At 65.2% G+C, this 21677-nt stretch carries 24 protein-coding genes; 4 read left to right on the top strand and 20 right to left on the bottom strand.

Going from position 1 to position 21677, the window contains the following annotated elements; genetic code table 11:
- Positions 1–39: 39 nt before the first annotated feature.
- The 10 genes from D779_RS11480 to D779_RS11435 form a co-directional block, all read right to left on the bottom strand.
- Complete coding sequence (locus tag D779_RS11480; protein ID WP_043754013.1) at positions 40–996, bottom strand: UDP-glucuronic acid decarboxylase family protein; 957 nt, start codon at positions 994–996, stop codon at positions 40–42.
- The gene (gene cuyB, locus D779_RS11475) at positions 993–1727 is read right to left on the bottom strand and encodes a cysteate racemase (protein WP_052348067.1); all 735 of its coding nucleotides are present in this window, start codon (positions 1725–1727) and stop codon (positions 993–995) included. Before cuyB ends, D779_RS11480 begins: the two co-directional genes overlap by 4 nt.
- Positions 1715–3034: a dicarboxylate/amino acid:cation symporter gene (locus D779_RS11470; RefSeq protein ID WP_052348066.1), complete on the bottom strand. Its 1320-nt coding sequence runs from the start codon at positions 3032–3034 to the stop codon at positions 1715–1717. Before D779_RS11470 ends, cuyB begins: the two co-directional genes overlap by 13 nt.
- 29 nt (positions 3035–3063) lie before the next feature.
- Complete coding sequence (locus D779_RS11465; RefSeq protein ID WP_081763475.1) at positions 3064–4053, bottom strand: ABC transporter substrate-binding protein; 990 nt, start codon at positions 4051–4053, stop codon at positions 3064–3066.
- Positions 4053–4901 carry a transporter substrate-binding domain-containing protein gene (locus D779_RS11460; protein ID WP_052348065.1) on the bottom strand — a complete coding sequence of 283 codons (849 nt, stop codon included), beginning with the start codon at positions 4899–4901 and terminating at the stop codon, positions 4053–4055. The genes D779_RS11465 and D779_RS11460 overlap by 1 nt, the downstream gene beginning before the upstream one ends.
- Positions 4898–7051 carry a PP2C family protein-serine/threonine phosphatase gene (locus D779_RS21110; protein ID WP_052348064.1) on the bottom strand — a complete coding sequence of 718 codons (2154 nt, stop codon included), beginning with the start codon at positions 7049–7051 and terminating at the stop codon, positions 4898–4900. The genes D779_RS11460 and D779_RS21110 overlap by 4 nt, the downstream gene beginning before the upstream one ends.
- Positions 7052–7485: 434 nt before the next feature.
- Positions 7486–7881 carry an ATP-binding protein gene (locus tag D779_RS11450; RefSeq protein WP_052348063.1) on the bottom strand — a complete coding sequence of 132 codons (396 nt, stop codon included), beginning with the start codon at positions 7879–7881 and terminating at the stop codon, positions 7486–7488.
- Positions 7882–8041: 160 nt separating this feature from the next.
- On the bottom strand, positions 8042–8380 hold the full coding sequence (locus D779_RS11445) for an STAS domain-containing protein (RefSeq protein ID WP_081763472.1): 339 nt from the start codon (positions 8378–8380) through the stop codon (positions 8042–8044).
- A gap of 112 nt (positions 8381–8492) precedes the next feature.
- Positions 8493–9593, bottom strand: a complete 1101-nt coding sequence (locus D779_RS11440; RefSeq protein WP_043754010.1) for a glycosyltransferase family protein — start codon at positions 9591–9593, stop codon at positions 8493–8495.
- A 184-nt stretch (positions 9594–9777) separates the two neighbouring features.
- Positions 9778–10428: a class I SAM-dependent methyltransferase gene (locus tag D779_RS11435; RefSeq protein ID WP_052348061.1), complete on the bottom strand. Its 651-nt coding sequence runs from the start codon at positions 10426–10428 to the stop codon at positions 9778–9780.
- Positions 10429–10548: 120 nt separating this feature from the next.
- Between D779_RS11435 and D779_RS11430 the strand changes: the two genes are divergently transcribed.
- The 4 genes from D779_RS11430 (at position 10549) to petA (ending at position 14558) form a co-directional block, all read left to right on the top strand.
- The gene (locus D779_RS11430; RefSeq protein WP_043754007.1) at positions 10549–11682 is read left to right on the top strand and encodes a hypothetical protein; all 1134 of its coding nucleotides are present in this window, start codon (positions 10549–10551) and stop codon (positions 11680–11682) included.
- 54 nt (positions 11683–11736) lie between these two features.
- The gene (locus D779_RS11425) at positions 11737–12783 is read left to right on the top strand and encodes a CPBP family glutamic-type intramembrane protease (RefSeq protein WP_043754000.1); all 1047 of its coding nucleotides are present in this window, start codon (positions 11737–11739) and stop codon (positions 12781–12783) included.
- Between the two features lie 89 nt (positions 12784–12872).
- The gene (locus tag D779_RS11420) at positions 12873–13529 is read left to right on the top strand and encodes a DUF6962 family protein (RefSeq protein WP_043753998.1); all 657 of its coding nucleotides are present in this window, start codon (positions 12873–12875) and stop codon (positions 13527–13529) included.
- A 435-nt stretch (positions 13530–13964) separates the two neighbouring features.
- Positions 13965–14558, top strand: coding sequence for a ubiquinol-cytochrome c reductase iron-sulfur subunit (petA, locus tag D779_RS11415; protein WP_043753996.1), 594 nt, complete (start codon positions 13965–13967; stop codon positions 14556–14558).
- 31 nt (positions 14559–14589) lie between these two features.
- Here the strand turns inward: petA and D779_RS11410 are convergent, their stop codons facing one another.
- From D779_RS11410 to D779_RS23280, 10 genes are all read right to left on the bottom strand, one after another.
- The gene (locus tag D779_RS11410) at positions 14590–15207 is read right to left on the bottom strand and encodes a flavin prenyltransferase UbiX (protein WP_043753994.1); all 618 of its coding nucleotides are present in this window, start codon (positions 15205–15207) and stop codon (positions 14590–14592) included.
- A gap of 30 nt (positions 15208–15237) precedes the next feature.
- On the bottom strand, positions 15238–16602 hold the full coding sequence (gene mpl, locus D779_RS11405; RefSeq protein ID WP_043753990.1) for a UDP-N-acetylmuramate:L-alanyl-gamma-D-glutamyl-meso-diaminopimelate ligase: 1365 nt from the start codon (positions 16600–16602) through the stop codon (positions 15238–15240).
- A 64-nt stretch (positions 16603–16666) separates the two neighbouring features.
- Entirely contained in the window at positions 16667–17182 is a 516-nt protein-coding gene (locus D779_RS11400; RefSeq protein WP_043753987.1) for a hypothetical protein, read from the bottom strand.
- A gap of 104 nt (positions 17183–17286) precedes the next feature.
- Positions 17287–18798: an apolipoprotein N-acyltransferase gene (lnt, locus tag D779_RS11395; protein WP_043753986.1), complete on the bottom strand. Its 1512-nt coding sequence runs from the start codon at positions 18796–18798 to the stop codon at positions 17287–17289.
- Between the two features lie 170 nt (positions 18799–18968).
- Positions 18969–19280, bottom strand: a complete 312-nt coding sequence (gene fdxB / locus D779_RS11390; protein WP_043754155.1) for a ferredoxin III, nif-specific — start codon at positions 19278–19280, stop codon at positions 18969–18971.
- Positions 19281–19337: 57 nt separating this feature from the next.
- Positions 19338–19556, bottom strand: a complete 219-nt coding sequence (locus D779_RS11385; protein WP_043753983.1) for a CCE_0567 family metalloprotein — start codon at positions 19554–19556, stop codon at positions 19338–19340.
- Between the two features lie 95 nt (positions 19557–19651).
- Complete coding sequence (locus D779_RS11380; RefSeq protein ID WP_043753977.1) at positions 19652–20125, bottom strand: NifX-associated nitrogen fixation protein; 474 nt, start codon at positions 20123–20125, stop codon at positions 19652–19654.
- A 42-nt stretch (positions 20126–20167) separates the two neighbouring features.
- Positions 20168–20671, bottom strand: coding sequence for a SoxR reducing system RseC family protein (locus D779_RS11375; RefSeq protein ID WP_043753976.1), 504 nt, complete (start codon positions 20669–20671; stop codon positions 20168–20170).
- Positions 20668–21147 carry a NifB/NifX family molybdenum-iron cluster-binding protein gene (locus D779_RS11370; protein ID WP_232424164.1) on the bottom strand — a complete coding sequence of 160 codons (480 nt, stop codon included), beginning with the start codon at positions 21145–21147 and terminating at the stop codon, positions 20668–20670. The genes D779_RS11375 and D779_RS11370 overlap by 4 nt, the downstream gene beginning before the upstream one ends.
- 167 nt (positions 21148–21314) lie before the next feature.
- A complete protein-coding gene (locus tag D779_RS23280) occupies positions 21315–21521 on the bottom strand; it encodes a nitrogenase component 1 (protein ID WP_408606010.1) in 207 nt (68 codons plus the stop codon).
- Positions 21522–21677 lie beyond the last annotated feature (156 nt).

Raw genomic sequence — 21677 nt, 5'->3', positions numbered from 1 at the left:
AAAAATGGCGCGCGGTCTGGGCCGGGCATGATGGTGTCGCTAGACCCGTCTTAGCAACCGCTCGAAATAGGCGATGGTCGGTTTCAGCCCGTCCCCTAGGGGCACCTCGGGTTCCCAGCCGAGTGCCGAGCGTGCCAGGCCGATGTCGGGTTTGCGCTGGCGAGGATCGTCGGCCGGAAGCGGCTGTTGCACCAGCGACGAGCGCGATCCGGTCAGGTTGCGAATGGTCTCGGCCACCTCGATCATGGTGAATTCTTCGGGATTGCCCAGATTCACGGGGCCTGCGAACGTATCCGGGCTGTCCATCAGTCGCAGGAAACCCGCGATCAGATCATCGACATAGCAGAACGAGCGCGTTTGGTTCCCGTCGCCGTGGACCGTGATCGGCTCGTTGCGTAGTGCCTGAACGATGAAGTTGGAGATCACCCGTCCGTCGTTCGGATGCATTCGCGGGCCGTAGGTGTTGAAGATGCGGGCGACCTTGACCCGGAGTCCGTGCTGGCGTCGGTAATCGAAGAAGAGCGTCTCGGCGCAGCGCTTGCCTTCGTCATAGCAGGAGCGGGGGCCGATGGGGTTGACGTTGCCCCAGTAATGTTCTGGCTGAGGATGGATGGCCGGATCGCCATAGACCTCGCTGGTCGATGCCTGAAAGATCTTGGCCTTCAATCGCTTGGCCAGACCGAGCATGTTGATGGCCCCGTGCACGCTGGTCTTGGTGGTCTGCACCGGGTCGAGCTGGTAGTGGATCGGCGATGCCGGACAGGCCAGGTTGTAGATCTCGTCGACCTCGACGTAGAGCGGGAAGGTGACGTCGTGGCGCATCAGCTCGAAAAAGGGGTTGTCGAGCAGGTGGGCGATGTTCTCCTTGGTGCCGGTGAAGAAGTTGTCGATACAGAGCACGTCATGGCCATCGGCGAGCAGGCGTTCGCAGAGGTGGCTGCCGAGGAAGCCCGCTCCGCCGGTGACGAGGACGCGCTTGCGCAGGGAATAGGTCATCCAGGATGATCGATCATGGGGACGTCGACGATCGGCTGTCTGTTCCAGCCCTGCCTCAGGCCGTGCTCGACGGCCTGGCGTGCCAGTTCCAGGGTGCTGTCGATCAGGGTCAGACCATCCCGGGCGATCCCTCGGGCGGCGAGCGGCAGCTCGGTACAGCCAAGGATGAAGGTGCGGATTCCCCGCGCATCGGCCCGTTCCAGCAATCGTTCCATCAACTGGTTCGCGGATGGCGCCCTGCCTTCCTTGACGAGACGGATGCAGTCGTCGACCGTGATCTGTTCCGTTTCCGGATCCGGAATCTCGACCGTCATGCCTTGCGCGATCAGCTCATCGCGAAAGAACCCCGAGGCGATGGTTCCGCGCGTGGCGAGAAGCATCGCATGCCCGCCCTGTGCGATCCGTTGCGCTGTGGCTCGGGCGATATGCAGGATGGGGGCCTTGCTCTGCGCGCTCAGATTGTCGTACCAATGATGCGATGTGGCACAGGGGATCGTGATGAGTCCCACCCCGGCCTGATTGAGCAAACGCAGACCCTCGAGGAGCGCGGGCAGCGGATCCTTGCCCTGTCCCAGGATCGCGGCACTGCGGTCCGGGATCTGAGGCAGGCTGGCCACGAGGACCGGAAGGTGCTCCTGATCGTGCGAGGCCGGGGTCAGGGCGACGAGCTTGGACATGAAGTCCACGGTCGCCGCCGGCCCCATGCCGCCGAGTACGCCTAGACAGGGCATGCGTCCTCCGGCATCGGCTCGGGGCGCGTGGTCATGAGCGTCACGGACGCCATGTTCGCGAGCACCAGCACCAGCGTGCGCAGCAGGTCGCAGATGGGGTCCACGGCCAGGAACAGCATGAAGGCGGCCTCGAAGGGCAGCCCCAGATAGCCGCACGAGACGCCGATCAGCGAGACGACCGCCAGACCCGTCATGCCGGCGGAGGCGAATCCGGCCATCACCGAGGCGGTCACCACCAGGGCCAGTTCGGTGATGCTGAGCTGAATGCCGTAGAGCTGGGCGATGAAGAGCGTGGCGCAGGCGTAATAGACCATGGGGCCGATACGCAGCAGCGAGACGCTGAGCGGGACCAGTAGCTCGACCTGGGAGCGCGCGAAGCCGAGTCGCTCGATGAGCGACTCGATCATGATCGGCATGCAGATGACGCTGTTGCGGGTGGCGACCGCGAGCGCGAAGGGTCCTTTCATGGCCATGGCCGCCTGGCCCAGCGTCACGTTGGCGCGGAACCAGATGATCCAGAAGGTCAGTATCAGCACGATGAGCGAGGCGGCCGAAAAGGCGGCCACGAATTGCATCATGGCCAGCAGGGGGCCCACGCCCGTCTCGGCCAGCTGGCCGGCGGTCATGCAGAAGAGGACCAGCGGGAGCAGATAGGTCATCCAGCGCATCAGCATCTGGCAGCCCTCGTAGAGGGCCTCGAGCGTCTTGCCGAAGGTATCCGATGCGTCCTTGGTCACATGGCCGACGGCGAGACCGATGAGCAGCGAGAAGACCAGGATCTTGAGGGTGTCGTCGTTGACCAGGGCGGAAAAGATGTTGGAGGGCACCAGGCTCAGCAGCAGCTGTTCGAATCCCATGGCGCTGGACTCGGACTGCTGGTCCTCGCCGTTGAGCGTCATGGAGAGGTTGTTCGAATCCAGGTCGCCGCCGACGATCTCGCCGAAACTGCTCATGGTCTGCGGCGTCAGGTCGGCGCCCGGCTGCATGACGAGCATGATGCCGATCGCGACCAGCACCGAGACGACCGAGAAACCGGCGAACACGATCACGAGCCGGCCGAAGAGACGTCCGCTGCGGCCCTCCTGGATGAGACGCTGGGTGCTGAGAATGACGGCCGACAGCATGAAGGGCAGCACGACCATCTTCATCAGGTCCAGATAGACCTCTCCGACGAAGCCCAGGTTGAGCGACATCTCGGGCATATAGGTGCCGAAGGCCAGACCTCCCCCCATGCTCAGGAGGATCAGCCAGGGACTCAGGGCCAGGTCGATCAGGCGGCGTGGCGGCTGCTTTTTTTGCGCATGCATGTTGGTCATCCGATGAGGCGAGCGTCTCGCTAACGGTCGCGCTCTTGCTTGCTGTCTGTATCCCGATCCATGCCCGCGAGGTCAGGGATGGGGTTCATGGAAGGCGCTGCCGGTCGGTTGTTGCGATAGGGTTTGACCGCATCCAGGACCTTGTCGATGGTGAGCTTCTCCTGGCGCTGGGCGAGAAAGAGATTGACCAGATCCAGGAGCACGGGCGAGTCGGCGCCGACGGCGATGCCCAGGGTGTCCTCCAGGTCCGTGAGCGTCACGGTGCGCAGCGTCAGGGCGATGGTCGGATTGCTGGTGATCAGGCGCTTGATCTCGAATTCGTCCCGATAGGCGCCGACGACCTCCCCGGAGCGAACGGCCGCGACCACCTCGGGCCAGCTGGAATAGGTGCGAATGCTCGCCTGGGGGAAGTGTCGCTTGGCGAAGTCGGCGAAAGACGAATCGGCGATCACGCCCAGAGATCCCCGGAAATTGCGGACGATGCTCGGGATGGGGGTGTCCATCGCCATCCGCGCGAGCGCCAGGCGATTGAAGGCGAGCGCGTGGTGCAGTCGCAGATAGGGGTCCGAGAAGCGGACCTTCCCGGCCCGGCTCAGGGTGCGGGACAGCTTGCTGATGCCGAGATCGGCCTTCCCTCCGGCCACCACGTCGATCACGTCGTTGAAGGTCTTGGCGCTGCGGTCGAAGCGGATTCCGACCCGAAGCTCTCTGGCCAGCTCCCTGGCCATGTCCACCTCGAGCCCCGCGAGATCATCGCCCTGCCGGTAGAAGAACGGCGGGGTGTTCATGTCGGCCATTGCGACGATCAGCTCACCTCGATCGACGATTCGCGCGATATCCGGGGCCAGATCCGGGCGACCCTCGGCCGCCGACGAGGGCTCCTGGGCGGAACCGGGCCGGGCCGTTGCGACCAGTGTCAGGCCGGCCAGAATCAGCCCGAGGATCAGGTGCCAGTGGCCTCGTCCGGGCACGGATCCCGATGCCCTGGTCTTGCCGAAGGCTGTTGGCATCAGTGGTTCTTCCTCTGTGAGTGCTCGCTCCAGTAGGCCTCCATTCGGCGGCTGAAGTCCGAGCGTGGAATGCCCCATTTGTCCTCCAGTCGTCCAATCAGCCCGCTGCTGAGCCAATCGATGATGGTTTCGGAGATGAGATTCTCCAGTCGGCCGCCGCGCTCTTCCCGGCGCAGCGCGACCGCCCAGCCCGTCGGATTGAGTGCCGGCAGGGTCATTTCGTAGCGCGCGGCCATCGCCGGGTCCTGCAGCATCAACCCGAACACCGCCGTGTCGCCGAGAAAGCCGTCGCAACGTCCGTCCCGCAGCGCAGCCAGGGCGATCTCGGCGCTGTAGAGGGCCACGATATCGGCCCCGTACTCGACGGCGATGGGGCGGTTGTAGAAGGATCCGCGACGCGAGCAGATGCGCCGGTTGCGCAGCTCGGACCAGTCGTTGAAGCCGTCCTTGCGGCGTGTCAGCAGGCTGGCGCCGGATTCGTAGTAGCTCGGCGAGACGAGGGCCAGCTGCTTGCTGCGCTCGGGGGTCTGGTTGAGCGTGGCGATCACCACGTCGACGCGGCGTCTCTCGAGCGCCGATACGCGGTCGGCCGATAAGACCGGGACCAGCTCGAGATCGACGCCCAGTCGCTCGGCCAGATCCTTGGCGAGGTCGGGTTCCAGGCCGATGATGCGGCCGCTCGCCTTGTCGAGCAGACCCCAGGACGGCACGTCCGCCTTGACGCCAACGATCAGGGTGCCGCGTTGTTCGATCTCGGCGAGGAGGTCGGCCCGCGCCGGCGACGCGAGGAGCGCCGTGAGGATCGCGAGCGTCCAGGCCAGGGTGCGGGCGAGTCCGGCGGGGATCATGTCCTGACCTCCTGCCGATCCGTATTTCGGCATTCGGGCGGAGGCTGGTCGCTGCAATAGCGCAGCGCGACGCAGGTGATGTCGTCCGCCTGCTCCACCTCGCTGGCGAATCGATCCACGCCGGTCAGGACGCGCTCCACGGCCTCGCGTGGATTCCGCGGCGAGCTTCCGCGCAGCTGTTCGGACAGCCGGGCGTCGCCGAACTCCTCATGCCGTGCGTTCATGGCCTCGGTGACGCCGTCGCTGAACATCAGCAGCGTGTCCCCGGGAGACAGCTGGATGGAGGCGGAGGCGTAGCCGAGTCCCTCCAGCGCCCCGAGCGCCATTCCGCGGGTGAGCGGCAGCTCGGAGACCGTGCCGTCGGCATGGACCAGCAGAGGCGACGGATGCCCGGCATTGACATAGTCCAGGCGACCCGTGTCGGGATCGAACTGGGCATAGAAGAGGGTGACGAACATGCAGTTCTCGTTGTCCTCGGCGAGCCCGTCGTTGACCTCGGCCATCATCTCGCGAATCGAGAGCTCTCCCCTGATGGCGGCCGATCGCAGCAGGGTCTTGGACACCATGGCGAAGAGTCCGGCGGGGACTCCCTTGCCGCTGACGTCCGCCACGACCAGACCGAGACGATTTCCCGGCAGGGCGAAATGATCGTAGAAGTCGCCCCCGATCTCGCGCGCCGGCCGCATCATTCCCCAGAGCGAATAGCGCGAATCCTGGGGCCAATGGCGGGGCAGGATGGATTGCTGCATGCTCGCCGCGATGCTCAGCTCCTGGCGCAGGGCGACCAGCTGGAGCGATTCGCGGAAGGCGCGCGTGATGGTCTCGAACCAGGGGCGCCAGCCGCTGGGCACCACCGGAATGGTGGTGGGGACGAAGTTCGACTCGGAGGCGATGTGCGCCACCAGCTTGGCGGCCGGGCCGACGAATTCGCGCGCGGTCAGGAGATAGGTCAACCCCATGAGCAGGGCGAGGCCGATCAGGACCGCGATCATGTGGGCGCCCATGTCGGAGGCCACCGCCATGCGCAGGTCCGAGAGTGGGACCAGATAGAAGAGGGACCAGGGCGCGCTGACCAGGCCGTAGCGGATCACCAGGTAGCCGTTCAGGTGGGTGGGGGTGCCCGGGGGAAGCCGCAGCAGACGCTCCGTTTCGCTGGCGAGCTCCGGCGGCAGGGCCTGGGCGAGATCTTGGGTCCTGTCGACCTGCAGCGGTTTGGCGAAGAGTTCCGGATGCGTCAGTACCTGGCGGCGCTGATCGACCAGCAGCGTGATTCCCAGGGGATAGTTGAAATCGGCGTTGATGCGATTGAGATAATCGATGCTGACGTCGATCGAGAGGATGCCGACGAATCGCTCTCCATCGTGAACGGGGGCGGCGACCGGCGCAAGGAGCCCGCGCTCGGGACCCGCGAAATAGACGGGCGCCCAGTATTTCTGTCGATCCGGATTGGTCGCGGGCTGTCCCATGGTCCAGACCGGGCTGTCGTAGATCTCCGGGTCGAAGGTCAGCTCGATGGATGGGCGCCAGGGCAGAATCGCCTGAAAGCTGTCGACGGTGACGAAGCGTGCCTCGGCTGCGTTGGGCAGGGTGAAGATGAGCGAGCTCCATTCGCCGTTGAGACGCAGGGCGGTGTCCAGGTCGTCGTAGAACTGGGCATCGCGGCCGTGCAGCGATCCCAATCCGATCAGATTGCCCGCGGAATCTCTGTTCGGCAGGGCGTCCAGATGGAAAATGCCGCGCTCGGCATCCTCTCGCAGCCAGGCGCCCGGGGGGCGGTCGAGAATCGCCTCGGCGGTGGCCGGAGACTGTTCCTGGTCCGTCGAGGACGTCGACATGCGAAAGGTTTCGAGCTGATCTGCGGATGCCCTCAGCACGAACTCGAAGAATTGTCCATGTCGGGCCACATCCCCTTTGATCAGCCCGATCTCCTCCTGCAGATTGCGGTGCAACAGATAGGCGAAGAAGAGGGTGAGCACGATCAGGAGCGCCCCGTAGGCGACGCCGATCAGACGATTGAAATTCCGGAACAGATTCGTCGAGGCGACGGGAGCGCGGGGCGCCTGGGCGGTGGGCTGGGCCAGCGCCGAGTCATCTCCATTCTCGACGGCATGCAGGCTCGAGTCGCTCGCGTCGTGTCGATCAGGAGTCATGGGGTTCGATACGCATGTTCAGAGGCTGTACGCCGAGGGCAATGGGTTCGTGATCATTATGTGTAGACCCTGTCCCCAAAGGACCCATGGGTATAGACACCTCGGAGGCGTCCTCTATGGCCGCGGGCGCGCTGCAAGCGTTGGAGTCGAATGCATGCGCTGAGGTGTCGCGCCACCCTGGCAGCCATGACGATCATGGCAATTGCGGAAAGTCTCAGGGAGGATGTCCGAGAGGAAGGTCCGCGATCTCTTGACGGTTTGCGCGGGGATGATACCGTGCAATGGCAGGCGGCTGAAGCGCGATGGAGCGTTTCGTGGCCGCCCTGCGGCCCCATGTGTGATTCGAGCCGCAATAATCGTGTCCGCGAATCCCGACACGGCGACTCGCTGACGCCGAGATCCATGCGCCGTTCGCATCCTTGGAGCGGCGATCGTCATTCGGCGAAGACGAGTTCGAGCCGATTGAGGCGGGCGGTTCGCGCGTAACGCATGGAGGTCGTCTGGGCTCGGACCAGATGCAGCCCCAGACCGCCTATCTGGCGTTCTTCTTGGGGGGCCAGCGTATCCACTTCCTCGGCCTGGGTGGTCGGATCGTAGGGGTGTCCGTCGTCCTCGATGGTCAGGACGGTCGGAGGCCCCAGGCTGATGTCGGCATGGATCTGGTGCAGATCCTGGTCGTCGTAGCCATATTTGATGATATTGGTGACGAGTTCCTCGAAGACCAGTTGAATGGCATAGCCGAGCTTGGGGCTGGTGTCCGTCCGTTCCAGAAATGCCTCCAATTTCAGGAGGGCCGCGCCGAGATCCTCCGCACGGTTGTTCAGCGTCATCTGCAGACACCGATCCGTCGGCCCGGCCGGAGGTTGGGGATGTGCTCTGTCGTCAGTCATGATCCGGTCTGCGGTCCAGAACTGCGTGGAATCGGAGAGGCTCGTCGATCGCCGTGCCTTGCGGTCGGGTGCGTGCGTGCGCCGGCCGATGCGAGCGAATTCAGGGCGAGGTCAGTGCCTCGAGACCTTCGTCGAGGCCGCCGTAACAGTGCATGATGGTTGCGAAGCCGCTGATATCCAACACCTCTCGGATCTGCGGATTGGCGTTGCAGAGTCCGAAGGCGCCGACCTTGCCAAGCTGCTTGGATGCCTTCAGCAGGACCCGCAGGCCCGCGCTCGAGATGTACCGGGTCTGGGCGAAGTCGATCAGGATGCGGGTTTCGCCCCCTGCGATCGCCGCGGCGATCTGCGCGTCGGCCTCGGGGGCGGTCTGGGTGTCCAGTCGAGACCCTGGCATCATGACCAGCACACCCGACTGTTTGCTCGACGTAAGACTCATCTCGTGTCACTCCATGATTCAAGGTCGGTGAGATTTTGGGTCGGCGAGACGGCGGCACCGGCTGAAAACGCCATGGCGTCCTCGGTGGTGCCCGGTGGCGGCTCGGCCAGCCTCATGGCGGAGGGCCGAGTCGCAGGATTTCATCGATCACGCCGGGCAGCTCGTCGGCGGCGCGGTTGGTCCCCGGTCCTCGGTGTGGATGCGGGGGGAAAGGTGCCATATTCTCCGCTCCGCACGCCTTTCGCACCAGTGCGACGAATTGATCGGGACGCCTGAAGCTCTGGCCCAGTCCCTCGCGGTCGAGCCATTTGACCAGTGCCTGCTCCTGGGGGAGCGCGGTGGCGCGATCGAGCAGCAATCCCAGCCCCAGCGCCAGCGCTTCGCTCACGCTGCCAGGGCCGGGCTTGCCGACGAAGAGATCGGCGAGCCCCAGGAAGCGGTGGACCTCTCGCGTGAAACCCTCGATGACGACGGGAAAGGGCCAGTCGATCGCTGCGAGCTCCTCGGTCAGTGCCTGATGTCGTCCGCAGAGAAAGATGGCCTGGATCGGCAACGGATCTTCACGCAGCTTCAACGCCAGGTCGCGGATACGCCAATTCCCGCCAGCGCCATAGAGGAAGCAGATTGTCGGGCGGGCGGGATCGAGATTCAAGGCGGAGCGCTCGGCGGCGCGATCCTCTGGACGGAGCCGGGCGTTCAGGAAGCGGGGATGGATCAAGAGTCCGGTCAGTGGGAAGAGGCGCGCGCCTCGGCGCCCATCGGCCAGCGACGCGCGGCCGGCCGCCGTGCCGCACAGCGCGTAATAGTCGCGCCCCCTGGGATACCAAGAGCCGCGCTTGACCTCCAGCCAGTCCGTCATGAGGACGGCGACCGGGATCTCGGGATGGCCACGGGCGTCCCTGGCCGCGTCGGTGATGACCCGGTTGAGCAGCGGCAGCACGGAGATGATCAGGTCCGGGCGGGTACGGTCGAAATAGGCCCGAAAGGCGCGTCTTCCGATCGGTGCCTGGATGACGACGCTCGCCATGATGATCGCATAATAGGCGAGACAGAAGGGGCCGGTGCGTCCGTCCCTGATGATCAGTTCGTTGTAGATGCGCTCGCCGTCGTAGGGGGTCCAGCGTGCGTAGACGTCGAGCTGCGGATGGATCTCGCGGTATGGATTGACCAGCGTTACCCGATAGCGGCCGGTTCGCTCGAGCAGGTCGCGCATGCATTCTGCGGTTGCTTTGTGGCCGCCGCCCGCTTCGGTGTAGACGACTAGGACGTGAGATCTGTGCGCACCTATCGGGCCGACTCCCATTGATCCGAGCTGCATTCGTGTTCGGGGCGCCGATCGCATGCCCGAGGGCGTTCGATCCGCATGCGGCCGATGATGCTGTTTGCAGGAACAAAGATCAAGCGTCCGGATCGGGGTGATGTGACTCGCTCGATTCGGCGATGGATGCCGGTCGCGTTGGCCGCAATTTGACGACGAAATGCATGTCGCGGTCGACCAGTTCGGTCAGCGGCCAGAACCAGTAGCGGAGTCCGCTCCTCTCTTCCTCCATCCGAAGCCCGGCCCGCCCGAAGGCATCCCGCCACTGCTGGGATGAGAGGAAGTTGAACGGCATGGGGACCCCGGTGCCGACGTTGCCGATCCAATCGAGAGCCGTCATGGTTAGGCGTTGCCACCGGGTCTCGACGACGTGATCCTTGACGATCACCCAGGAGCGGGCGACGCGAGCCGCTTCCCTCAGCATCCGTTGGGGGTTGTCGGTATGGTGCAGCATGTCCGCGCACAGCACCAGATCGAAGGCGTCGTCCGGGAAAGGCAGGGTGCGCCCGTCGTAGACCGATGACCGGATGCGACCGTCGGGCGGCACGGCGACGTCGACACCCTCGATGCGCAGATCGGGCTTGCGCTGCTGCAGGCGTGCGGCGAGGACGCCGTTGCCGCATCCGACGTCCAGGAGCGAGGCATCCCCATCGGGGAGCATCGGTACGACCGCATTCGCGATGCCATCCAGTCTGCGCCGGTCTCCGCGAACCACGAGCGCTCGAAACATCCGCCATCACCTCCTGGAAGGATCCCCGCCGAGCGGCTTAATATAGCCGCTCGGGCGGATATGGCCGAGTGAAACACGGATTTCGCCGCGTGCCACTACTTCGAAGGGGCGATCCAAGGCGTGCTCCAGACTGTCGATATCGTTGCAACCGCCGCGCTTCCCTGGCGGACTGGGACGGCCGTCCTGGCCCTGCTGCGCGCCTTCTACCTGGCCCGTTGCGGGCTGGACGTCCAGCTCCATCTGCCCTGGATTCCGCCCGAGCAGCAGCCCGCGCTGTTCGGCGAGGGCCGCATCTTCGCAAGCGAGGAGGATCAGGCGGCCCATATCCGCTCCAGTCTGCCGGAGCCCGGGTGTCCGGGCCTGCATCTGGTCTTCTATCCCGCCAGATATCGAGCCTCGCTCGGCTCCATTCTGCCCGCCTGCTCCCTTCCGCGGCGTCTGCGCGTGTGCGACTGGCTCATCCTCGAGGAGCCGGAGCATCTGAACTGGACACGTCCCTGGAGCGACTATCGCCGGGTCTCACCCCGCATCACCGGGATCCTGCTGACCAACTATCGTTATTACTGTGCCCATGCCTTGCCCGCCGCGCCCTGGGTCGCGGACCTTCTGGAGCGCTACGACCGCTGGCTGACCCGGCGTCATTGCGACGACTGGATCGTGCTTGGCAACAGCATCTGCGGTCTGCCGAACGCCCGCCGATTCCTGAGCAGCGGCATCCATCCCGAGTTTTTCGCCCACGCCGGCCGGGCGGGGGGAGACGGCGGACTCTATTTCATGGGCAAGCTGATCTGGGAGAAGGGCTTTCGCGAGCTGATCGACCTGCTCGCCGCGGACGAGCACCCCGAGGTCGATGTCTTCGGTGCGGGCCGAGACCGGGAGGCGATCGGGGACCATGCCCGAGCGCGCGGGGTCGGTCTGCGTTTCAAGGGACTTTCCGCGCGGCCCGCCCAGGATATCGCGCCCTACAAGATCTTCGTGAACCCGTCCCGGAGCGAGGGGCTCTGCACCACCACGGCCGAGGCCCTGGGGCAGCGCAAATTCGTGATCCTGCCCAGGGATGTCAGCAACGAGCCCTATTATCCGTTCGAGAACGCCCTGATTTACGACTCGCCCGAGGGGTTTCAGGCGTGCCTTCGATTTGCGCTGACCCACCAGCCCGCAGCCGATCCGCTGGAGACGAGCCTGAGCTGGGAGTCGGCGATCGACCGGCTATTGGAGAACCGGTGGCCGCCGGATCGAAGCGAGCCCCTCTGATGCGAGCATGGGACCGGGCCCGATTCGCACGCCCACAACGACGATAGGAAGCCGATGAGCGACGATATCCAAATATCCGATCTGCTGGCCCGCGAGACCGTATCCAGTATGCGGGACGCGGTCATGTCGATGGACCGCACCGGGACCATCATCATGCTCAATCCGGCGGCGGAGCGGCTGCTGCGGGTGAGCGCGGGGGACGTGCTGGGACGCAGCTTCGCCCAGACCTTCATCGACCGGGTGGACCTCGAGGATCTGAACGATTGCATTCTGCAGGCGATCTACGATCCGGCGACGCCCCATACCGCCGAGATCCAGATCCTGGGGGGGAATGGCGACCGCTATCATCTGGTCGTCCGGACCAGCCTGCTCGTCGGCGAGGGCGGGGAGCCGGTCGGTGTCGTGGCGGTCGTCGCCGATGTCAGCGAGCAGGTGCGTCTGCTCGAAGAGAAGCTGGAGCAGGTCCGGGTCAGACAGCTCTTCGGCCGGTTCTTCCTCTATACGCTCGGCGTGATGTCGATCGGCACGATCGTCAACAATCTCATCGCCCGTTCCATCGTCGATTTCGATATCTACACCCCAGCCTTCGCCTGGGGCTATCTGGTGGTGCTCCTGGTCCCGTCATTCTTCGCCATCCGGGCGATGGGGCTGAGCTGGCGCGACCTTGGATTGAGCGCGGATGGACTCTCTCGCTCGCTCAAGGAAGGGATCCTGATCTCGGTGGCCTTCGCCGGTCTGGTCGCAATCCTGGCCCTGACCCTCTATCACTTCGGTGCACTGCCCGGGCATCCGGGACAATTCGAGCCCCTGCCCACCTTCGGCTATCTGATCCACAGCTTCTTTCAGGAACTGGTGGCGCGGGGATTCCTGCAGACGGCCTTCCAGCGCTTCCTCGACGATCGGAAAGGCGTCAGGTCGGTTCTGCTGACGTCCTCCCTGTTCGGGCTCTTCCATCTGCATTTCGGTTTTTCGGCCGTGGCCCTCACGCTGGTGAGCGGGGTCGTTTTCGGGCTCTTCTATCTGCGCAACCCCAATATCTTCGGAGTCACCCTGCTCCATTTCTTCGTCGGCGGCTGCGCCTTCTGGTTCGGGCTGCTGTGATGCGGTGCCGGCTCGGCAGTCCGGCAGGCGCGAGGCGTCCTCGCCCGATCCCGCGATTCCCCGTTCCTCACTCATCGAGGTAGGCAACCATGACCTTCGTCCAATCTCAAACCGAAATGACCACGGCGGTCACGGACTTGGTCCTGACCCTGGTTTCGCTCTTCGCCATCCTGTGGCTGTTGCGCACCGGGACGGATCAGACCTGGAAACGCGGGCTCTGGATCGGGATGCTGGCGTTGCTGGCCGTCTCGGGAGTGCTGGGCGCGGGCGCTCATGGACTGGTCATGACGGATGAGGTTCACGAAGACCTGTGGCGTGTCCTGAATCTCCTGCTGATCCTCTTGATCACCTGCTTCGGCATGGCCGCGATACTGGACCGGCTCGGCCCGACCTGGATGTTCAGGCTCGGTCCGCTGCTCTTGGCTCTGGGGTTGGGGGTCTATGCCTCCCTCTACCTGCTGGGCGGTACCTTTCTCCAGGTCATTCTCTACGAAGGCGTCGTCATGGCGTCGGCCCTGGGCATCTATGTCCATCTCGCCTGGCGTCGCGCCGATACGGGCTTCTGGATGATCGCGGTCGGGCTGGCCATCACCATCGTCGCCGCGGTCGCGCAGGCGCAAGGTGCCATGAGGTTCAGACTGATCTGGGAATTCGACCACAATGGGATCTTCCATCTGATCCAGATCCTCGGCATCCCCGTGTTGATCCGGGGCGTCGTCATGACCCTGGGAAGCGCGAGACGCTGATCGCGTCTTCCATCCCGGCATCCATCTGCGGGGCATGCCGGTCGGCAACCAAACGGGATTTCAGTGGTCACACTGGTCGATTGGGACGATTGGCTCGGTTGTACCGCGAGAGCCTTCTAGGTCTTGGTCACCCGCTCGGGATGGTGCTATCGAATCTCCGATCGCATCCTCATATATCGTCGATGCCGGGTTTGTCATGGATGGATGGGGCTTGTGTGTCCAGTTGGGATTTTGTTCATTCGAGCCCCTGTTTCGCCTTGGCGCCTCATCGAAATCCTGCTCTCCCCCGATTGATAAATGTCAGGGTAATTTGGTTGGTTAATGGGGGAAAATGCTTCTCAATCGAGCATTTATCTCGTAGATCCAACCATGACCCAATCGGCCGCAACAGTCGTCCGCTCGATTGGCGCGTCTGTTTCGGTCAGGAGCGAATCCATGAACGAAGAAGTTGAGAGCAAGGAAAGGCGGCGCGTGCTGATCGCCGCGACAAGTCTGGTCGGTGCCGTGGGTGCCGGTTTCGCCCTGGTTCCCTTCATCGGTTCCATGAATCCGAGCGCACGCGCCAAGGCCGCCGGTGCCCCGGTCGAGGCCGACATCGGCAAGCTGGAGCCGGGCGCGCTGCTGCGCGTCAAGTGGCGCGGCAAACCGGTCTGGGTGGTCCGCCGCACGCCCGAGATGCTGGCGGCGCTGGCGAGCAACGATCCCAAACTGGTGGATCCGGGCTCCGAGGTGCCCCAGCAGCCGAGCTATTGCCAGAACCCGACCCGATCGATCAAGCCGGAATATCTGGTGGCGATCGGAATCTGCACCCATCTGGGCTGTTCGCCGACCTATCGGCCCGAATTCGGCGCGGACGATCTGGGGTCGGACTGGAAGGGAGGATTCTTCTGTCCCTGTCACGGGTCGCGTTTCGATTTGGCCGCGCGCGTCTTCAAGAACGTGCCGGCTCCGACCAATCTGGTCATCCCGAAGCACGTCTATCTGGATGACACCACCCTCCTGATCGGCGAGGACCGCGAAGCGGCCTGATGCAGCCCCCCGGACGCCGCCTGGCGGCGTCTCATTCCCCCCAGCGCCGCATGAGCGCGTGCCGCACACTCAGATGATCCAGAATGCGGGCCACCATGAAGTCGACGATGGCCTCGACGCTGGTCGGCTTGTGGTAGAACCCCGGACTGGCCGGCATCACGACGGCGCCGGCCTGGGTCAGACGCAGCATGTTCTCGAGATGGATGCTGCTGAATGGGGTCTCTCGCACCACCAGCAGCAGCGGTCTGCGCTCCTTGAGGACCACGTCGGCGGCGCGCTCGATCAGTGACGAGGAGAGACCGGCGGCGATGCGTCCCAGCGTCCCCGAGGTGCATGGGCAGACGACCATGGCGTCGGGCGGGTTGCTGCCGCTCGCCACTGGGGCCGTCCACTCCTGGCGGCCGAAGACCCGGATGCGTCCTGGCTGAGAACCGAAATGTTTGCGGAAGAAGTCTTCCGCCTCGGCGGGTCGCGACGGGACCTCGAGGTCGGCCTCCATCTTCAGCACGACCTGCCCGGCCTGTGAGATGAGCAGGTCGACCTGAATCCCGGCGGCCGCCAGACACTCGACCAGTCTCAGACCGTACCTGGCACCGGAGGCGCCCGTGATGGCGACCGTGACTCTGTTGGGCTGGAGCGGGTCCGTCATCGATCGGCTTGCTCGGGTCTGTCGCGCCGCTCAGGCGGACGCCGGACCCTGCAGGGCATCCAGCAGACGCTGGTGGATGCCGCCGAATCCGCCGTTGCTCATCACCAGGACTTGGTCTCCGGGCCGGCTCTCGGCCGCGATCCGGGTCACCATGGCGTCGATCGAGTCCAGCACGGCCACGCGCTCGCCCTGTCCGGCGAAGATGGCGGAGGCGTCCCAGCCCAGGTCCGACGGGGCGTAGAGAAAGACCTGATCGGCCTTGGCGAGCGAGGCGGCGAGCTCCTGGTTGTGGACGCCCAGCCGCATGGTGTTGGAGCGCGGTTCGAGCACGGCCAGGATGCGCCGGTCGCCGACCTGGCGGCGCAGGCCGTCGAGGGTGGTGGCGATGGCGGTGGGGTGGTGGGCGAAGTCGTCGAAGACGCGGATCCCCTTGACCTCGCCGCGGAGCTCCATGCGCCGCTTGACCCCCTTGAAGCGTCCCAGCGCCTCGATCGCCGTCTCGGGCGGGACGCCCGCGTGTCGCGCGGCGGCGATGACGGCGAGTGCGTTCTCGACATTGTGCAGACCTGTCTGCTGCCAGGCGAGGGTTCCGATCTCCTCGTCCTTGAACAGCACCCGCAGCTCGGATCCGTCGGCCTCGAGGAGCTCGGCGCTCCAGTCACCGTCCGGACCGAAGGACTCGCGCGGCGTCCAGCATCCCATGCCCAGCACCTGATCCAGGGCGGCCGAGCGGCCCGGATGGAGGATGAGACCGCTGCCAGGGACCGTGCGCACCAGGTGATGGAACTGACGCTGGATCTGCGACAGGTCGTCGAAGATGTCGGCGTGGTCGAACTCCAGATTGTTGAGGATCAGGGTTCTGGGACCGTAATGGACGAACTTGGAGCGCTTGTCGAAGAAGGCGGTGTCGTACTCGTCCGCCTCGACCACGAAGAAGGGTGCGGATCCGAGCCGGGCGGAGAGGCCGAAATCGAGCGGGACACCGCCGATCAGGAAGCCTGGCTGCAGCCCCGCATCCTCCAGCACCCAGGCCAGCATGCTGGAGGTCGTGGTCTTGCCGTGGGTCCCGGCGACGCCCAGCACCCAGCGGTCGCGCAGCAGATTCTCATGCAGCCATTCGGGGCCCGAGCAGTAGCGCAGATCGCGGTCGAGCATGGCCTCCACGGCCGGGATGCCGCGCTTCATGGCGTTGCCGACCACCACCACGTCCGGGGCCGGGTCCAGATGGGAGGCGTCGTAGCCCTCCATGAGCCGGATGCCGGCCGCCTCCAGCTGGGTGCTCATCGGCGGATAGACGTTGGCATCCGAGCCCGTGACCTGATGACCCAGTTCCCGCGCCAGCAGCGCGATACCGCCCATGAAGGTACCGCAGATTCCAAGGATGTGAAGATGCATGTCTGGACCTGTGATGGAGCCAGTGGGTTCGAATTCGGGGTGGGTGAGCCGGGAGGCGCGGATCTCAGGCGCCGCCGAAGAGGCTGGTCACGAAGGTGACGGCGAAGATCTCGAAGGCGATGGCGATGGCCGCGCCCTGGCCTAGGGTGATGCTGAAGCTGTGGCGCAGGATGTGCCCGGTGACCAGGATGCCCCAGATGACGAGCGAGAGCAGCAGGAAGGCGCCGAGCGCCGCCAGATCGGTCTCGTCGCTGCCGGTGGGGTCGAGGCTGAGCGGAAGCAGCGCGAGCAGTCCGAGCAGGGTGCCGCTGCCCAGTAGCGCGGTGGCCGATTGAACGAAGCGCGTAGCGAGCCGAAGCTGCCTGAGTGCCAGATAGAGCGCGCTCATCATCAGCAGGATCTCGACCAGGCTTTGCAGGAAGCTCTCCAGCCAGCTGAGGCTGGCGGTCATGCCCACCAGCATGCCGGTGAAGAGATCGGTCACGAGGACGATGCCGAGTAGGACCTCGGATGCGGGTAGATGCTGCGGGGGGCGACGCAGCAGGCAGAGCTCGACGAAGAATATGATCAGGGCCTGCACGAGAAGATCCTACACCGGCGAATGAAGCCTCAATGATAACCGCCAGCGCCTCGAATGCGACAACCTGCGTTGCATATCGGCTCGGCCGGGGCGATTCGGCGTGATCAGAGCGGCTGGCGGCGTCGAATCGCCAGTGTCAGGCCGAGCATGCCCAGGGCGAGGGCGATCGCGGCCAGGTCGTGCATGCGGGCGAAGGGCGTCGCGCCCTGACGCGGCTGGATCTCGGCGCTGGCCCCGCCGCGGATGAAGGAGGGCAGGGTCGCGACCAGCCGGCCGTGGTGATCGATGATGGCCGATACACCCGTGTTGGTGGCGCGCACCAGATCGCGTCCGTTCTCCAGGGCGCGCATGCGCGCGATCTCCAGATGCTGATGGGGCGCGAGCGAATCGCCGAACCAGGCATCGTTGCTGACGTTGATCAGATACTCGGCCTCGGGCATGGCCTGGACGATCTCGGCGGGGAAGGCGTCCTCGTAGCAGATGGAGGCCCCGACCAGATGATCGCCGACCCGGAGCAGCGGCCGTTTCGCCTCGCCCGGGCTGAAGTCGGACATGGGAACCTCGAACAGCTCGACCAGGGGACCGAGCCATTCCTTGAGCGGCATGAATTCGCCGAATGGGACCAGGTGGCGCTTGGCATAGAGGTCCTCGTGGCTGCCGATGCTGAGGAGCCCGTTGTAATAGCGCGACCGCTCGGCGTCGAGGACGGGGATGCCGAGCACGATCTCGGCACCCTCGGCGCGGGCGCGCTCGGCCAGCGGCTCGATGAGCGGCTCGCGGACCTGGTGCAGGAAATCGGGCAGGGCGGTCTCTGGCCAGACGATGAGGTCCGATTTCAGATGATCGCGGGTGAGTTCCAGGTAGGTCCGGGCGATCATGAGGGCGCCCTCTGGCGTCCATTTGATGGACTGAGGGATGTTGGCCTGCAGGACGCTGGCCTCGAGCGGAGGCCCGGCCGGGCGGGTCCATTCCACCTGCTGGAGCGCCGCTCCGCCCGACCAGATGGCGGCGAGCGCCATGCCCGCCAGGGCGCGTTCTCGGCCGGTCCGGCGGATCAGCGTCCAGAGAAGACCGCCCGACAGGGCGGCGACCAGGGTGACCCCATAGACGCCGGCCAGGGGCGCATAGCCCGCGAGCGGTCCGTCGATCTGGGTATAGCCGAGGTTCAGCCAGGGGAATCCGGTGAAGAGCCAGCCCCGGAGCCATTCGGTCAGAAGATAGACGGAGGGCAGTGTCAGCACGGGGCCGGCCCAGCTGCGTCCTGTGTCCAGTCGCGCGATCAGCCAGCCCGCCAGCCCGTAATAGAGGGCCATGAGACCGATGAAGAGGGCCGTGAGCAGGTGCGCGACCCAGGCGTCCATGTTGCCGAATTCGTTGAGGCTGATGCGGATCCAGAAGACCCCGAAGCCGAGGAGCCCCACGCCGAACAGCCAGCCGCGCCAGAAGCCCTGTCGGGGCGAGGTGCCCGCCAAGGTTTCGTAGAGCAGGGCGATGCCGAGGATCGCGACGGGGAACCAGGAGAAGGGCGCGAATCCCAGCACCGCGATGGCGCCGCTCACCAACGCGACCGGGGCTGGCCAGGGATGATGGTCGAGAGGCTGAGATGGGGAAGGCATGAAGTCCGTCGACCATGGCTGGGATGGGAACGGCGCCGTTTCTAGCAGCCGGGGGCGTGCGGGTCAATGTTATTGGCCGCCAGCCTCCAGTCGTCAGCTTTCAGCGGAGGGCAATGGCGGCATCGTCACGCTGGCCCGAGCGAGGATGCTCGGGCGCATGCCGGGGCGGATCAGGCGGCGACGGTCTGGGGCTCGTGGGTCAGACAGCCCTTGGGACAGACGCGCGAACAGGACTCGCAGCCGATGCAGTCGAGCGTGTCCTTCAGGTTCATGACCATGCCGGGCGCCTCGTCATCGAAATCGTCGTCCATGTCCTCGAAATCGTCGTCGTCGAGATCGTCGCGATCGATCAGCTCGAAGACGTCGCGCGGGCAGACCTTGTAGCAGCGGCCGCAGCCGATGCACTTGCTCTGGTTGAGGGCGATGACGAAGGACGGCGTCCATTCGACGCCTCCGCGGGTAAGACCTGTGATGACGGACATGATTCTCTCCGAGTGCGACACCGCATGTGCCGCCTTGCGTGATGATGATCGAAAGGGTTAGTTGGATGCCGCCGCCGAAGCGGCGGCGAGCTGCGCGTTGGCATCGGCCCATGCCTTGCAGGCGTCGTAGGTCGCCTGGGCGATGGCCGGGATCTCCTCATAGGCGCCCGGCAAGCGGTCCTCGACCAGGTCGTGCAGCTCGCTGGCCTTCTCCGAGGCGATGCGCTTGGCCTTCTTGACGGATTTTTCGAGGGCCTTGAGCTCTTCTGGGGTCATGGTTGGCGTTCCCTGAGCGAATGTGGAGTCGGTGACGCCCCGGTCCGGCCGCGCGGGGCGACCGGATCGGACCTGTCCTGGTGATATCGACCGGGTCAGAGTCCCGCGACCTTGGAGTGCTCTCCGATGAGTCCGAGCGCGATGGACAGGATCTTGTCGCCCTCGTCCTTCATCTTGGACAGGCTGGGGAAGCCGAAGCGATGAACGTCGCGCAGGGTGCGGTCCATGACCACCAGCTTGCCCACGGTGATGAGCGCTCGGCCGAAGCCCTCGTGGGTGAGGTTGACCAGGGGCACGGCCATGAGGCCGCACTCGGACTCGATCATGGCCGAGATGGCGTTGAAGAAGACCTTGACCCGCGCGACCACCAGCTCGTCCGGATCGCCGATGATGGGGATCTCCCGCTTCTTCTCCTTGGTCAGGATGAAGGGCTCCAGGATCTCCGTGGTGGACATGGAGTCGTAGTGTCCATAGGGGTCGATGGCGCGCATCTGGCGCACCATTTCGACGACGAATGCGGACTGCAGGAGTCCTTCGTTTTCGGCGGTCGCCGCGGCGGTCTCGGTCATGATGGATGCCTCGAATGGATGTTGAAGCCGTGTCCTAGGTGGTCAAGCGGTGAATCGCTTGTGACTCTGCAAGCTGTCGTCCAGGGCCAGGTCTGCGAGCGCGAACTGGTGCTCCGGGGCCTCGCGCCGGATCAGCGAAGGCCGGAAACGCGCCTGCCCAGTGGCGCCGCCAGTGAGCAGCCGAGCCAGCCAGAGGCCGAGTGCAAGTCCGCCCAGTCCGGCGAGCGCGGCCACCCCTTCGCCGGTCTCCAGGGCCGTCGCCAGCCCGGAGGCGCCGATCAGGGCGAGCAGGGGCAGCATGTAGGCCAGGAGCGCGGCGCTGTTGAGCGTGGCGTCCGTGATGCCGATGACGATCCGCTCGCCGGTCCGCAGGCCGATCGGGTCCTGGATCTTGAGACGGTTGCGGGTGGGGGGGAACAGCCAGGACAGGATCGAGGTGCCGCAGCTCGCCGCCTTGCCGCAGGTCGAGCAGGACGAACGGCGCTGGGTCTCGACCCAGGCGAAACCCTCTCCCACCGCGACGACGGTGGCGCTTTCCTCGATCATTCGCTCCAGCCCTCCGCCTCCATGGCTTCGAAACGGCTGGCGCGGTCGGGATTCCGTTTCTCGATGGCGCGCGCCAGCCAGACGCTGGGGCCGTCGCGCATCTCGGTCTGGAGGGCGGCGATGGCCTGGCTCACGGGGGTGCAGGGCGTGACCTTCACCGGCTGGATGCCCTTGGGGCGGAGCTGGTTGACAGCCGATGCGCCGATCGCCTGGCAATAGACGGCGATACAGCCGTCGAGCGCCTCGATCTTGGCGGACAGCTTGTCCTCGTTGCCGTCCATATCCAGCTGTCCGAACTGCACCACCTCGACGAGGTTGGCGTCCTGTTCGTCCAGTGAATAGATGGCGAATGCCTCGGCCGCACCGAAATGCTGGTCGACGTGCTTCATGTCGGAGGTCGCGAAGGCGACCTTGACCATCGTGCCCATGGGGTTGGCCTCGCTGCAGCAGCTCAGAATTCTCAGTCGTCGTTCCATTGGTGTATGGCTCCAGTGCCGGTGGGCGTGGTGCCGGCGCATCGGGCCGCTGGGCCCGGATGCGCTCGACCCATCCTATGCGGCGTGCTTCATCTCGGCATGGCGCTCGTTCTCCGGCCATTGCTCGAGCCTCGAGCGATAGGGATGGATCTCGCCCTTCTCCAGGCTCAGCAGGATGTTGGCCAGGTCGAAGAGGGTCGCGCGCGTTCCGTCGCGCGCGTTCCCTGGTAGCCGATCCAGGTGCGGGTATAGCCGCCGAGCCGGTCGTACTGGGGGAAGCCGGCGCGCAACAGCGGGATACCCAGCCGTTCGGCGGTGTGCACGCCGTGCGAATTGGTGATCAGGACCTCGGCCTTGTGCTCGCGCGCGGCCAGTTCCAGGTCCTTGAGGTCGCCGATCTTGATCCGGTCGCAGCTCGCCGCCCGCCGTGGTGCCCGGCTTGGGCTTGGCGCAGCCGGTCTTGCCCTTCGCGTTATGAACGCAGGCCGGCTCGTCGAGTAGTGCGGCGATGTCTTTCTGCTTCATGAAAG

It is taken from the genome of Imhoffiella purpurea (assembly GCF_000585215.1).
Classification (GTDB): domain Bacteria; phylum Pseudomonadota; class Gammaproteobacteria; order Chromatiales; family Chromatiaceae; genus Imhoffiella; species Imhoffiella purpurea.
Note: the sequence above shows the minus strand (reverse complement) of the source record. Positions and strands in the feature narration are given on the sequence as shown.